Source organism: Delftia tsuruhatensis (assembly GCF_903815225.1).
Classification (GTDB): domain Bacteria; phylum Pseudomonadota; class Gammaproteobacteria; order Burkholderiales; family Burkholderiaceae_C; genus Comamonas; species Comamonas tsuruhatensis_A.
The window spans coordinates 5,478,531-5,492,175 of record NZ_LR813084.1 but is presented as its reverse complement, the minus strand read 5'-3'; the positions used below and the strand labels follow the sequence as shown (position 1 = coordinate 5,492,175).

Sequence of the window (13,645 nt, the reverse complement as noted above, 5' to 3'; positions counted from 1 at the left end):
AGTTCTAGGCCTGCGACCACATCCTCAACAGGTTGTGGTAGGTGCCCGACAGCGCCGAGAGGCTGGGGTCGCCCGGGTGGCGCACCGTCAGCTGCTGGATCTGCTGGTCCAGGTCGAAAAGCAGGCGGCGCTTTTCGTCCGAGGCCACGAGGCTGTGGGTCCAGAAGAAACTGGCATAGCGCGTGCCGCGCGTGACCGGGTTGACGCGGTGCAGGCTGGTGCCCGGGTAGACGATGGCGTCGCCCGCGGCCAGTTTCACGCTCTGGTGACCGAAGCTGTCCTCCACGACCAGCTCGCCGCCCTCGTATTCGTCAGGCTCGCTGAAGAACACCGTGGTGGACACGTCGCTGCGCACCTTGATGGCCGTGCCGGGGATGGTGAAGATGGCGTTGTCGATGTGGTTGCCGTAGGTGCCGCCGCCCTCGTAGCGGTTGAAGCGCGGTGGCAGCACCTTCAACGGCAGCGCCGCCGACATGAACAGCGGGCTGGCGCCCAGCTTGTCCAGGATGAGGTCGCCGATGGCCTGGCCCGCCGGGCTGTCCAGCGGCAGCTGCAGGTTGGCCTTGACCTGGGCCGCGAGGTGGCCTGCCGTGGCGCGGCCGTCCTGCCATGCGGCCTGCTCCAGTGCCTGGCGGCACTGGCGTACTTCGTCGGGGCTGAGCAGGGCGGGTATGCGGAGCATCATGGCAGGCGGTCCTCAGGGGCGGAATCAATGAGTGTCCCGCAAAAAAGCCCCGCAGGCGGCGATGGCCTGCGGGGCTTTGCGGTGATCTGCGCAGCGTCAAGCCGCTGCGCGTTCGCCTGGGGCGATCGGCAGATCAGTACGTCCACTTGAGCGAGGCCACGGCCGAGCGGCCTGCCGCCATGGTCGCGTAGTGGGGCGAACGCACGCCGCTGTAGTAGACCTTGTCGCCCAGGTTGTACAGGTTCAGCTGCAGAGTCAGGTTGCGGTCGATCTGGTAGGCCACCATGGCGTCATAGCGCGCATAGCCATTGGCGCCCTTGGTGACGATGCCGCCATCCACCGTGGAGCGGATATAGCCCTGGTTCACGCTGCTCTGGGCGTAGATGCCCAGGCCGATGGTGAGCCTGGCCATGGGCTTGTAGCTGGTCCACAGGCTGAAGCTGTGCTTGGGCGTGTTGGGAAACGGCAGGCCATTGGCCACGTTGCCCGCACCCGCGTTCTTCTGCTCGCTGTCCATGTAGGTGTAGCCGCCGAAGACGCTCAGGCCGGGCAGCACGCTGCCCGAGAAGCCCAGCTCCACGCCGTTGACCACCTTGTTGCCACCCATGTAGGTGACGCCGTTCTCGGTGATGCGCGCGTTGGTCACATCGTTGCGGAATAGCGCGGCGGTCAGCGCCAGGCGCTTTTCCATCAGATCCCACTTGGTGCCCAGTTCCAGCGAGCGGGTCTTCTCGGGCGCCAGATTGGCCAGCTGGTCGGTGGAGATGCCCAGGTCCTCGTTGCCATTGCCCAGCATGGAGCCGCCGGGGCGCGAGGAGGTGCCGATGCTGGCGTAGATGCTGCCGTTGGTGGCCGGCTTGTAGACCAGGCCCAGCTGGTAGTTGAACAAGGTGTCCGAGCGGCTCAGGTCATAGGCCGGCGTGTTGCGGCCGGCGGGGCCGGAAGAGCTGAGCTTGTAGTGGTCCATGCGCAGACCGGCATTGAGCAGCCACTGGTCGTTGAACTTCAGCGTGTCGAAGCCGTACAGGGCGACGGTGTCGATCTGGTTGTGGCTGGGGGAGCCCAGGGTCACGGGCAGGTTCCACAGCGGGCTGCTGTCCGGGTTGTTCAGCGAGGCGCACCACAGGCTGGCGGCCGTGCAGGTGGTGTTGGTGGTCTGCACCGCCGCCGTGCGGGATTCGGCCTTTTCCTTGGACAGCTCCAGGCCGAAGGCGTAGCTGTGGCCCACGCCGCCGGTCTGGGCCTTGCCCGTGAACTCCGAGAGGTTCTGCAGCGTCTTGATGTCGGCCACGCGTGCATTGCCGCGGCGGAACACGTAGCCGTTGACCACGTTGCCCTTGCTGTCGTCGGGCTGGGTCCACAGGTAGTCCTGCTCGGTCTTGCTGTAGCGCAGGCTGTTGCGGAACTTCTGGGTGTCGGTGAACCTGTGCTCGACGGTGGCCGTGAACAGGTCGCTCTTTTCCTTTTCGTAGTCGCGGCTGGTCAGGCCGTACCAGTTGTCGCGGTTGCCGCCGTAGGTGGGCCGGACCACGCTGCCGCCGGGCAGGCCGGCCGCGGCCGTGTTGCCGTACAGGTAGGGCACGCCGCCATCGGGGATGTTGTCGGTCTGCAGGTGCTGCCAGGACAGCGAGACCTCGGTGGGCGTGCCCATGCCGAAGGTCACGGTGGGGGCGATGCCCCAGCGCTTGTTCTCGGGACCGTTGCGGCCGGGAACGTCGGCATCGTGCACCATGGCGTTCAGGCGCAGGCCCACGCCTTCGCCGAGTACGCGGTTGGCGTCGATGGTGGCACGCTTGTAGCTGTCGGTGCCCAGGCCCACGTCACCCGTGATGAAGTTCTCGTTCCTGGCCTTCTTGGTCACCAGGTTGATGGAGCCGCCGGCACCGCCACGGCCTGCGTAGGCCGAGTCCGCGCCCTTGATGACTTCCACGGCTTCCAGGTTGAACACCTCGCGCGTGCCGGCCGCGATGTCGCGCATGCCGTCCACGAAGGTGCTGGCCTGGGCGTCCATGCCGCGGATGAAGGGCTGGTCGCCCGAGGGGTTGCCGCCTTCGCCATTGCCGAAGGTGATGCCGGGTGTGGAGCGCAGCGCGTCCTGCAGGCTGGTGGCGCCGGTCTGCTTGATGATTTCCTCGTTGATGACCTGCACCGTCTTGGGGGTGTCCACCAGCGGTGCGGTGAACTTGGCCGAGGAGGCGTTGTCCGTCTTGACCGGAGCGTCGGTTGAGGACGTCACGTTCACGGTGCCCAGGGTGGTGTTGGCCTGGGCAAGGGCCGAGGTGCCCGCGAGGCTCAGGGCCGCGGCAAGGGCCAGCTGGGTGAGGTTCGCGGGGGGGAGGATTTGTTGGAATGTGTGCATGTTCGCTCCGATGAAAGCCCGCGAATTGTTATTGCGAATCACTAGCGTTCGGTTTCTATTTCGTAAAGTTGGCCTGTTTGACCCAGGTAAAAGTCCTTCTCGTTGCCGTCAAGCAACAAATGAAAACCGTGTTTCACCAAAGGTTCAAGCAAAAAAAGGCGGCTGTCGCCAGCCGCCGGGGTTTTCTGCCAGGCGCCTCGTGCGCCCCTGCGTGGCCTTACTCGTCGGCCGGGCCTGCCAGCAGGGCCTTGTAGATCACGGCACCGATCAGGGCGCCTGCAATCGGGGCCACCCAGAACAGCCACAGCTGCGAAATCGCGATCTCCGGGCCGAACAGGGCCGGGCCCGTGCTGCGTGCCGGGTTGACCGAGGTATTGGTCACGGGGATCGAGATCAGGTGGATCAGCGTCAGGCACAGGCCGATGGCCAGGCCGCCGAAGCCGGCGGCGGCCCGTTTGGCCGTGGCGCCCAGGATGACGATGAGGAAGATGGCGGTCATCACCACCTCGGTGACCAGGGCCGCCGTCAGGCCGTAGCCGCCCGGCGAATGCGTGCCGAAGCCGTTGGTGGCGAAGCCGCCGATGTCGGCGCCGGCCTTGCCCGTGGCGATCACATAGAGGATGGCCGCGCCCGTGATGGCGCCCAGCACCTGGGCCACGACGTAGCCGGGCACCTCGCTCCAGGCGAAGCGCCCGCCCATGGCCAGGCCCACGGAGACGGCCGGGTTGAAGTGCCCGCCCGAGATGGGCCCCAGGGCGTAGGCGCCCGTGACCACGGTCAGGCCGAAGGCCAGCGAGACGCCGACCAGGCCGATGCCCACCTGCGGGAAGGCGGCGGCCAGCACGGCCGCGCCGCAGCCGCCCAGGGTCAGCCACAGGGTCCCGAGGAATTCGGCGGACCATTTTTGAACAGAGGTGTGCATGGAAAATCTCCAGAAGCAGGCCCGCCGCTGCGCCCGGGCCCTGCGCGCACTGACCGCCCTGCGGCGGAAAGTGGCGTTGTTATAGCCCCGCTCCCGCGCTGGCGTGAGGGCGAAAAAGTGAACAATCGTCCCGGGCTTGCGCTGTCCACCGGTCGGTAGGATCTTGATAATGCGCACGCCGGCCCGAGATAAGGGCTGATTTTTTCTCTGTTGTGAACCCATAGGACACCGTCTGCATGAGCAAGCAAACCCATTCCTTCCAGGCCGAAGTCGCACAACTGCTGCACCTGGTCACGCATTCGCTGTATTCCAACCCCGAGATCTTCCTGCGCGAACTGGTCTCCAACGCCTCGGATGCCTGCGACAAGCTGCGCTTCGAGGCCCTGAACAATGCCGCGCTCTATGAGGACCAGCCCAACCTGGAGGTGCGCGTGTCCTTCGATGCCTCCGCCAAGACGCTGACCATCGCCGACACCGGCATCGGCATGAGTGCGCAGGAAGCCATCGACAACCTGGGCACCATCGCCAAGAGCGGCACCAAGGCCTTCATGGACAAGCTGTCGGGCGACCAGAAGGCCGACTCGCAGCTGATCGGCCAGTTCGGCGTGGGCTTCTACTCGGGCTACATCGTGGCCGACAGGATCACCGTCGAGACGCGCCGCGCGGGCCTGCCCGCCTCCGAGGGCGTGCGCTGGACCAGCGGCGGCACGGGCGAGTTCGAGGTCGAGCAGATCGAGCGGGCCCAGCGCGGCACCAGCATCACGCTGCACCTGCGTCCCGAGGCCGAGGAGTTCCTCAACGGCTGGAAGATCAAGCAGGTCATCGCCAAGTATTCCGACCACATCAGCCTGCCCATCCTCATGGAAAAGGAGGAATGGAAAGATGGCGAGAACGACCAGCCTGGCGCCATGGTCAAGACCGGCGCATGGGAGACCATCAACAAGGCCAGCGCGCTGTGGACGCGTCCCAAGAAGGACATCACGGCCGAGCAGTACCAGGACTTCTACAAGGCCATCAGCCACGATTTCGAGGCTCCCCTGACCTGGAGCCACAACCGTGTCGAGGGCAATACCGAGTACACGCAGCTGCTGTACATCCCTGCCAAGGCCCCGTTCGACCTGTACAACCGCGACAAGAAGGCGGGCGTCAAGCTCTACGTCAAGCGCGTCTTCATCATGGACGATGCCGAGGCGCTGATGCCCGGCTACCTGCGCTTCGTCAAGGGCGTGATCGACTCGGCCGACCTGCCGCTGAACGTCAGCCGCGAGCTGCTGCAGGAAAGCCGCGATGTGCGCCTGATCCGCGATGGCTCGACCAAGCGTGTGCTGTCCATGCTCGAGGACCTGGCCAAGCACGACCGGCACGAGGCCTCCACCGACGCCGAAGGCGTGACCGATGTGGTCAGCGAGGAGGACAAGGCCAAGGAAGGCAAGTACAGCCAGTTCTACGCCGAGTTCGGCGCCGTGCTCAAGGAAGGCCTGGGCGAGGATTTCGCCAACAAGGAGCGCATCGCCAGGCTGCTGCGCTTTGCCTCGACAACCAGCGAGCAGGCCTCGGTCTCGCTGGCCGACTACAAGGCCCGCATGAAGGAAGGCCAGGACGCCATCTACTACATCACGGCCGACACGCTGACCGCTGCCCGCAACAGCCCGCAGCTGGAAGTCTTCCGCAAGAAGGGCATCGAGGTGCTGCTCATGGCCGACCGCGTGGACGAATGGGCCATGGGTTACCTGACCGAATTCGACGGCACGCCGCTGCAGTCCGTGGCCAAGGGCGCCGTGGACCTGGGCAAGCTGCAGGACGAGGAGGAGAAGAAGGCCGCCGAGGAAGCCGCCGAGGCCTTCAAGCCGCTGCTGGCCAAGCTCAAGGAGGCCCTCAAGGACAAGGCCGAGGACGTGCGCGTGACCACGCGCCTGGTGGACTCTCCCGCCTGCCTGGTGGTACAGGACGGCGGCATGAGCCTGCAACTGGCACGCCTGCTCAAGCAGGCCGGCCAGCAGGCGCCCGACGCGCGGCCCGTGCTCGAGGTCAATCCCGAGCATCCGCTGGTCAAGAAGCTGGACGGTTCGGTGCATTTCCATGACCTGGCCAACATCCTGTTCGACCAGGCCGTGCTGGCCGAGGGCGGCATGCCCGAGGACCCGGCCGCCTACGTCAAGCGTGTGAACGCGCTGCTGGCGTGAGTTCCTCACAAGGATTGCCCAGGCGCATTCCCTAGGCCTCAGTGCCTGCTCACTGCCGCGCAAATGCGCGGCAGATCAGCCTTCCAAGCCGGTGCCAGCCAAGCTGCCACCGGCTTTTTCACGTCTGCGCTCCGTGAGGAAAACCGGCAATCGATGGCGGACTCACAAAAAACTCACAAACACTTCCAAATACTCACTTTTGTTAAATATTACAGATCGTATTTACTTTTGGTAATAAAGAACCATCATGCCTCCTTTTGGTGCGTCCGGTTGTCGGCTTTTTGACAGAGCTGTGTCAGCCGGGCATCTCGCGCGCCCATGCCTGCGGCATTCGGCGCTGTCAACGAAGCAAAAGAGAGGTTTGTATGGCTTTCACGAGAAAGGGCTGGCTGGCGCGTGCGCTGCTGTCCGGCGGCTTGCTGGCAACGGCGGCTGCCGTGGCGGCGCCGGCCGACACCGACATCCTGGTCAACCAGGATGGTCTCTACGACGGGCAGGACGCATCGGCAGGCCCTGCCGGCGGCACCTTCACCTATGTGGCCAAGGTCAGGCACAACAACATCGGTCCCGACGCCGTTGGCGTCACCCTGACCGAGGTGCTGCCCGTGGGCGCCGTGTTCCAGGGCTACAGCAGCAGCCCGGGCGGCATCACCTGTACGGCACCGGCTGCCGGCACGGTGCTCACCGCGGCCAACAACACGCTGGTCTGCAACATCGGCAGCCTGGCGCCTGCCGATGGCTTCAAGTCCGTGGCCTTCCAGGTCATCCTGCCGGTCGTGGGCACCAACTGGCGCGCCGTGGCCAGCGCGCGCATGGCCTCGCCCGACTACGACAACGACCAGAACAACACGCAGCTCGATCGCAACTTCACCACCACCGAGGCGGCCGACCTGGCCATTGCGGTGGCGGCTCCCGCCAGCGTGGCCAACGGCGGTGCCTTCCAGTACACCATCGACGTGCAGAACAAGGGCCCGTCCGAGGTGCCGGCCGGTGGCCGTACCGTGGTGCGCTTTCCCGTGCCCAACGGGGCCGTGATCACTGGCGCGCCTGCAGGCAGCGGCTGGAGCTGCACGCCCGCCACGGGCTATCCGCTGATCTCGGGCGAACTCAGCTGCACGCGCGGCGGACCCGTGGCGCCGGGCGCCGTGCTGCCGGCCATCACCGTGCCGGCCATCGCCAACATGAGCGGCACCATTGCCGGTGCGGCCAGCGTCAAGGGCTACAAGGACGCCAGCACCGAGATGCCTGACGGCCAGTCCGGCAATAACACCGCCGGCGCCGCCGTGGTGTCCAGCGGCAGCGAGTTCGTGGATGTGTCACTGCGCAAGCAGGTGGCGCCCACCGTGCTCGATGCGCTGCAGGCAACCGATGTGATCTACACGCTGCAGCCGCGCCGCGAAGGCGGCTCCCTCGTACCGCGCGATCTCACCATCACCGACACCCTGCCGGCCGGCGTGACCTTCACGGGCTTCGAGGGCAGCACGGCGCCCTGGAATTGCGGCCACAACAGCGGCACCATCACCTGCACCCACGCGGGCGAGTACCCGGTGGCCGGCTACGCCAACATGCAGGCCATCCGCTTCAGGGCCAGCGTGGCTGCGGGTGGAACGCCGGGTGCGCAACTGGTCAACCAGGGTGTGATCGGCGTGCCGCCCGAGCTCAACGAGCCCAACAAGAGCAACAACAGCGACAGTGCGGCGGTGAGCTTCAGCAACGACGCACGGCTGCGTCTGGTCAAGGCCGGCCCCAGCCGCCCGGTGCTGGCGGGCCAGGAGTTCAGCTACACGATCACGGTGACCAACAACGGCCCCATGCCCGTGCTGCCGAATCAGCAGATCACCGTTTCCGACAACCCTGCGGACGGTCGCATGGCCATCGTCGGCATGTCCGGCGCAGGCACCGGCGCGGGTGACTGGACCTGCTCCACCCAGAGCTGCACCTCGATGGCAGGCCTGGCCGTGGGCGCCAGCCGCCAGATCACGGTCAGGGCCAAGGTCACGCTGGCCTCGGGCTATCTGGACTTCACCAACAATGCCTCGGCGGGCGTGATCGGCCGGGACAATGCGTCGGCCAGCACCTCGGCCACGGTCACCGTGTCTGCCGACAAGGTGGATGTGGGCATCGTCAAGAGCGTGGTCAGCCCCGTGCCGCCGGCCTCCATCAAGAGCGGCGAAGAGGTCACCTACCAGCTGGTGGTGAAAAACCATTCGGCCACCACGACCGTGACCAATGTGCGCGTGCGCGATTCGCTGCAGTCCCTGGTCAAGCAGACCGACGGCGTGCGCATCGTGGGCGGCAACCCGGTGGACGAGGCCGGCAACCCCGTGCCCTACAAATACCCGGGCGGCGGCTATGTCTCCAGCCGCATCGTCTCCGGCGTCAATGCCAGCTGTGGCACTCCTTCGGGCAATGCCAACAGCGAGACGCGCGATCTGACCTGCGACATCACCTCCATGGCGCCGGACGCCGAAGTGGTGATCGAGGTCGTGATCCGCCCCAAGCGCGCCACCACCGGCAGCTATGCCAACGCGGCCTCGGCCCAGTCGCTGGACATCCATGACGCCGATCCCGGCAACGATTCCTCGACGGCCAGCATCACCGTGCAGGCCATCGCGGAAATCGCCGCGCAAAAGCAGGTCTCGCCCAAGGTGGCGGCTGCGGGCGAACCCATGACCTATACGGTCACGGTGCCCAACTACGGCCCCTCGTCGGCCGCCAATGTGACGATGAGGGATGTGCTGCCTGCGGATGCCATCTTCATCGGTACGCCCACGGTCTCCGGCGGCGGCACCTGCACGCCGGCCGCCACCGATGGCATCAGCGGCGGAACGCTGGAATGCGCCTGGGCCAATCCGCTGGCTGCAGGTTCGCAGTACACGGTGAGCTACAGGATGCGCTCGCGCGGCGACCTGGCCGCCGACACGGAGATCGCCAACACGGTCGCCGTGGACACCACCACCGAGGAACTGACCAAGGCCAACAACCAGGCCGAGGCCAAGGCCAGGCTCAAGCGTGCCGAGCTGGACGTGAACATCAGCATGCGCCACACGTCCGACGGCCTGGTGCTGGGCGAGGACACGGAATACACCATCACCGTGACCAATTCCGGCCCTTCCTACGCCACCCAGGTGGTCGTGACAGACAAGTTCCCCGCATCGGGCTCCACGGCCACCTTCAGCTACCAGAACGGCCTGACCCTGGCCGGCATTCCCGGAGCTTCCGCATCCTGGTGCGGCGTGCAGCCGGCGCTGAACGCGACCAGCGGTCCCCTGCAGTGCACCATCCCTTCGCTGGCACCGGGCCAGAGCCTGACCATCAAGTTCAAGATGCGGGCGCAGGATCTGCCAGGCAGGGCTTCGGGGGGCACCATCTACCACGAGGCTTCGGTCAAACCCTTCGAGACGGAATGGCTGAGCAATGGCGGTGACGTGATCGTCAACAACACGACCACGGACCGCACCTCCACCAGCCGCCTGGGCAATGCCGTGGATCTGGGCATCGGCAAGCAGGGGCCGGCCGGTCCGCTGGACGATGGCGATACCGCCACCTACACCCTCACCGTGACCAACTATGGCCGCGATCCCCAGTCGCCCGCGGGCGCCTCGGTGACCGATGTGCTGCCGGCGGGCCTGGAGTTCATCTCGGCATCGGCGGGCTGCAGCTACGCCGGCGCCACGCGCACCGTGACCTGCGGCGTGCCGCAGCTGGCCAAGGGCGGCACGGCGGTCTTCACGCTGGAGACCCGGCTGGAAAAGCCCTACAAGGGCGCCCGCCCGCTGAGCAACTCGGCCTCGGTCTCGGTGCCCGGCGACGGCAACCCGGACAACGACAAGAGCACGACCACCACGCCGCTCAAGCCGGGTCCGGACAACACGGCCCGCATCCCCACGCTGTCGCAATGGGGCCTGGTGCTGATGTCGTCCCTGCTGGCGCTGATGGCGCTGGGCGCGGTGCGCCGGCGCGAGCATTCGTGATGGCTGTCCTCTGACGGCAAGGGCCGGTGGCGTGGCGCACGCCCCGGCCTTTGTTGTCATCAGGCCATCCGAAGATAATGCGGGGGCCTGTAGAGGGAAACTGTGTGCAACTGCCAGGTCGCAGGACCGGCAACCAAGACCTACGACCTGCCATGCTGCGCTTCTTTCTGATCTTTCTCGCCATCCAGCTGACGATGTTCGGGCTGAACCTGCTGAGCTGGGTGCAGCAGCACATCGTGCTGCCCTGGACGTCCTTCCTGGCCCATGTCTGTGCCTCGCTGGTGACCTGGTTCGACAGCACTGCATCGGCCGCGGGCAAGGTGCTGTGGAACACGGCCACGGGCTTTGGCGTGTCCATCGAGGCCGGCTGCAACGGGCTGGAGGCCTACATCGTGCTGTTCGCCGCGGTGATGGCCTTCCCCTCGTCGTGGCGCCAGAAGCTGGTCGGGCTGGTGGCCGGCTTCGTGGCCGTGCAGGCCATCAACGTGCTGCGCGTCATCAGCCTGTTCTATCTGGGCCAGTGGAGCACCACGGCCTTCAATTTCGCGCATGAATACCTGTGGCAGGCGCTGATCATGCTCGACGTGCTGGTGTTCTGGCTGCTGTGGGTGCGCTGGAGCGGCCGCAGGAGTCCGTCGCAGGACGGCGGCGCCGAGCCCCCGCTGCCCCCTGCCGCCGTGGCGGCCTGAGGAACGCCCGATGATCGGACGCAATCCCATCTCGCGTTTCGCCGCCCTGGCCATGGGCGGCATCGTGGTGCTGACCCTGGCCTGGACGCTGGCGGCCGGCTGGCTGGCCGTGCCGGTCTCGGGCATGAGCAAGTGGGTCCTGGAGAGCGCCGCCAGCGGCTGGGTGCAGCGTGTGGAGCTGGAGGCGCCGCGCAACCTGGTCGTCAATTCCTCGGTCCAGGTGTCCAACGAGCAGACCGGCTGGCGCCGCGCCGAGGCCATCGTCGAGGTCGACCCCGCCCGCTACGGCTACGGTCTGCCGGTGCTGGTGGCGCTGCTGCTGGCGGCCTGGGGGCCGGGTCGGTGGTGGCGCATCGCGCTGGGCTATGTGGCGCTGCTGCCGCTGCAGACCTTCAGCGTGGTCTCGCAGGTGCTGATGCAGCTGTGCCTGGTGGCCGGCCTGGACCTCAATGTGCTGGGCATACAGCCGTGGCAGCTGGAAGCCATCGTCTATGCCTACCAGATGGGCGGGCTGATGGTGCCCACGCTGTGCCCGGTGCTGCTGTGGCTGGCGCTGGACATGGGTTTCGTGCGCCGTGTGCTGCTGCCGGCCTGGAACCGCAGCCGGGCGCCTGCCGTCGCACCGCAGCCCATGGTGGCGCCCAAGCCATCGGCATGGCGCCAGACCGATGGTGCCGCCACCTCCACCGGCCATCCGCTGGTGTCCTCCAGCAGCGCGGCCACCCTGCCCAAGGCCAAGGCGACCAGCCATACGCCACAGCGCTGAGGGCCGGTTGCGGGGTCGGCTGCGGGGCCGATCGGATCAGCCCTGCGCGGGCATGGGCGGCAGCAGGCCGCGTTCGGTGATGAAGTCGATCACCTCGCGCAGGCCCAGGCCGCTTTTCACGCTGCCCATCACATAGGGCTTGTGGGCGCGCATGCGCCGGGTGTCGGCTTCCATGATGTCCAGGTTGGCGCCCACGTAGGGCGCCAGGTCGGTCTTGTTGACCACGAGCAGATCGCTCTTGGTGATGCCGGGTCCGCCCTTGCGCGGAATCTTCTCGCCACCGGCCACGTCGATCACGTAGAGGGTCAGGTCCGACAGCTCGGGGCTGAAGGTGGCGGCCAGGTTGTCCCCGCCGCTTTCGATGAAGACGATGTCGGCCTCGGGGAACTGGCGCAGCATGCGGTCCACGGCCTCGAGGTTGATGGAAGCATCTTCGCGTATGGCCGTGTGCGGGCAGCCCCCGGTCTCCACGCCCATGATGCGCTCGGGCGGCAGGGCCTCGGCCACCGTCAGCAGGCGCTGGTCTTCCTTGGTGTAGATGTCGTTGGTGATGACCACCAGGTCGTAGTGCGCGCGCATGGCCTTGCACAACATCTCCAGCAGCGTGGTCTTGCCGGAGCCGACAGGGCCGCCGATGCCGACGCGCAGCGGGGGGAGTTTCTTGGTGCGGGTGTTCATGGTGGACTGGGGGAAAGGTTGTTCAGGAGCGGAAGAGCCGGGAGTACTGGTGTTCGTGCCGTGCCTGCAGCACGCTCCATTGGGGCAGCATGGTGTCCAGCCGGGGCGGCATCTCGCTGGCGCGGCGGCGGGCCTCGCCCACGGCCTGCCCCAGCAGCGGATGCAGGGCCAGCAGCAGGCTCTGGCCCGCCACCTGGCCCAGCGGCACGGCCTTGATGGCGGCGGCCACCTGGTTCTCCAGCCAGGCAAAGCCATAGGCCAGCAGGGCGTGGTCCTCGTCCGCATCCACGGCGGCGCAGGCGCAGGCAAAGGCCGTGGGATAGGCAAGGCCGGGTCCCTCCACCAGGGCGCCCAGTTGTGCGATGCGGGGCGCAAAGGCCTCGCCCCCCCAGGGCACAGCGCGCAGCAGGCTGTGCAGCGACCAGCCCATCTGCAGCGTCTCGGCACGGGCCTCGCGGCTGTCGCGGCTGGCAATGAACCACTGGTTCCATTCGTGCACCGCACCCTCGTCGCCTGCGCTCCAGGCCCTGCGCAGCAGCAGCCACAGCGGCGCCTCGCAGCGTGCAAAGCCGTGGACCAGCGCATCGGCAATCCAGGTGCGCGCCGTGCCGGCATCCGTGACCAGACCGTGCTCGATGGCGGCTTCCAGCCCCTGCGAATAGCTGAAGCCGCCCACGGGCAACTGGGGCGAGGCCAGGTGCAGCAGGGCGCACAGGCCCTGTATCGACAGGTCAGCCATGCGGATGGTCGTGGCCGTGCCCGTGTCCGCAGCAGCCTTTGTGAGCATGGTCATGGCTGTGGTCGTGGCCATGTTCATGCCCGTGGGAATGATCGTGGGAATGGTGGTGGGCGTGGCCGTGTGCGTGCCCATGGTCATGCAGCGCATACACGCTTTGCGCCAGCGCCTGGTCCTCGGCAAAGCTGGCGTCATGACCGTGGCGGTGGCCGCCGCCATAGGCGCCGGCCTCGGGCTCGAAGGGCGCATCCACCAGGGCCACCTGCGCGCCCAGGCGCAGAAGCATGTCATGCAGCACGGGGTCGTTTTCCAGGTGCAGGTGCGTGGGCGTGACCTCCACCGGGATATGCCGGTTGCCCAGGTGGTAGGCCGCACGCAGCAGGCCCAGCGGCGTGGCCGCCGTCACGCGCAACACCGCCTGGGGCGCTGCGCGCACGGCGACCAGGGAGCCATCCTCGGCCACCAGCACATCGCCGCCGCGCAGCACGCTGCCGCGCGCCAGCACCACGGCCAGATCGCGCCCCGTGGAGTCTGTTGCCGCAAAACGGCTCTTCTGGCGCATGTCCCAGTCCAGTTCCAGCGTGGCGGCGCGCCTGACCAGCACGGCGGCAAGGCCCCCGCCCTGGGGCATGTGTTTGTTGACGGTGAGCATG

Annotated in this window: 10 protein-coding genes; 4 read left to right on the top strand and 6 right to left on the bottom strand. The window is 67.0% G+C overall.

The window, feature by feature from the left end; all coding sequences use genetic code 11:
• Positions 1-4: 4 nt before the first annotated feature.
• The 3 genes from L1Z78_RS24985 to aqpZ form a co-directional block, all read right to left on the bottom strand.
• Positions 5-685, bottom strand: coding sequence for a Fe2+-dependent dioxygenase (locus L1Z78_RS24985; protein ID WP_234639025.1), 681 nt, complete (start codon positions 683-685; stop codon positions 5-7).
• Between the two features lie 133 nt (positions 686-818).
• Positions 819-3,044, bottom strand: coding sequence for a TonB-dependent receptor (locus L1Z78_RS24980; protein WP_234639024.1), 2,226 nt, complete (start codon positions 3,042-3,044; stop codon positions 819-821).
• Between the two features lie 217 nt (positions 3,045-3,261).
• Positions 3,262-3,966, bottom strand: coding sequence for an aquaporin Z (gene aqpZ / locus L1Z78_RS24975; RefSeq protein ID WP_234639023.1), 705 nt, complete (start codon positions 3,964-3,966; stop codon positions 3,262-3,264).
• A 236-nt stretch (positions 3,967-4,202) separates the two neighbouring features.
• On the opposite strand from aqpZ, the gene htpG reads away from it, so the two are divergent.
• The 4 genes from htpG to L1Z78_RS24955 all read left to right on the top strand — a co-directional run bounded on the left by htpG (position 4,203) and on the right by L1Z78_RS24955 (position 11,578).
• On the top strand, positions 4,203-6,149 hold the full coding sequence (gene htpG / locus L1Z78_RS24970; RefSeq protein ID WP_234639022.1) for a molecular chaperone HtpG: 1,947 nt from the start codon (positions 4,203-4,205) through the stop codon (positions 6,147-6,149).
• Between the two features lie 365 nt (positions 6,150-6,514).
• Positions 6,515-10,123, top strand: coding sequence for an IPTL-CTERM sorting domain-containing protein (locus L1Z78_RS24965; RefSeq protein WP_234639021.1), 3,609 nt, complete (start codon positions 6,515-6,517; stop codon positions 10,121-10,123).
• A gap of 152 nt (positions 10,124-10,275) precedes the next feature.
• Positions 10,276-10,812: an exosortase H gene (gene xrtH, locus L1Z78_RS24960; protein WP_234639020.1), complete on the top strand. Its 537-nt coding sequence runs from the start codon at positions 10,276-10,278 to the stop codon at positions 10,810-10,812.
• Positions 10,813-10,822: 10 nt separating this feature from the next.
• Positions 10,823-11,578 (top strand): exosortase H-associated membrane protein, encoded by a 756-nt coding sequence (locus L1Z78_RS24955; RefSeq protein WP_234639019.1) that lies wholly within the window; start codon positions 10,823-10,825, stop codon positions 11,576-11,578.
• Between the two features lie 36 nt (positions 11,579-11,614).
• On the opposite strand, the gene ureG is transcribed toward L1Z78_RS24955, so the two are convergent.
• From ureG to ureE, 3 genes are read right to left on the bottom strand one after another with little or no spacing between them, the layout of a single operon-like run.
• Positions 11,615-12,256, bottom strand: a complete 642-nt coding sequence (gene ureG, locus L1Z78_RS24950; RefSeq protein ID WP_234639018.1) for an urease accessory protein UreG — start codon at positions 12,254-12,256, stop codon at positions 11,615-11,617.
• Between the two features lie 22 nt (positions 12,257-12,278).
• Positions 12,279-12,995: an urease accessory protein UreF gene (locus tag L1Z78_RS24945; RefSeq protein WP_234642260.1), complete on the bottom strand. Its 717-nt coding sequence runs from the start codon at positions 12,993-12,995 to the stop codon at positions 12,279-12,281.
• Entirely contained in the window at positions 12,988-13,644 is a 657-nt protein-coding gene (gene ureE, locus L1Z78_RS24940; protein WP_234639017.1) for an urease accessory protein UreE, read from the bottom strand. Before ureE ends, L1Z78_RS24945 begins: the two co-directional genes overlap by 8 nt.
• Position 13,645: the final 1 nt, after the last annotated feature.

Bases quoted from the DNA above. Each gene is read 5' to 3' on its own strand.
- L1Z78_RS24985 (WP_234639025.1), bottom strand. From the start codon at position 685: ATGATGCTCCGCATACCCGCCCTGCTCAGCCCCGACGAAGTACGCCAG.
- aqpZ (WP_234639023.1), bottom strand. From the start codon at position 3,966: ATGCACACCTCTGTTCAAAAATGGTCCGCCGAATTCCTCGGGACCCTG.
- ureG (WP_234639018.1), bottom strand. From the start codon at position 12,256: ATGAACACCCGCACCAAGAAACTCCCCCCGCTGCGCGTCGGCATCGGC.
- L1Z78_RS24945 (WP_234642260.1), bottom strand. From the start codon at position 12,995: ATGGCTGACCTGTCGATACAGGGCCTGTGCGCCCTGCTGCACCTGGCC.
- L1Z78_RS24980 (WP_234639024.1), bottom strand. From the start codon at position 3,044: ATGCACACATTCCAACAAATCCTCCCCCCCGCGAACCTCACCCAGCTG.
- L1Z78_RS24955 (WP_234639019.1), top strand. From the start codon at position 10,823: ATGATCGGACGCAATCCCATCTCGCGTTTCGCCGCCCTGGCCATGGGC.
- xrtH (WP_234639020.1), top strand. From the start codon at position 10,276: ATGCTGCGCTTCTTTCTGATCTTTCTCGCCATCCAGCTGACGATGTTC.
- ureE (WP_234639017.1), bottom strand. From the start codon at position 13,644: ATGCTCACCGTCAACAAACACATGCCCCAGGGCGGGGGCCTTGCCGCC.
- htpG (WP_234639022.1), top strand. From the start codon at position 4,203: ATGAGCAAGCAAACCCATTCCTTCCAGGCCGAAGTCGCACAACTGCTG.
- L1Z78_RS24965 (WP_234639021.1), top strand. From the start codon at position 6,515: ATGGCTTTCACGAGAAAGGGCTGGCTGGCGCGTGCGCTGCTGTCCGGC.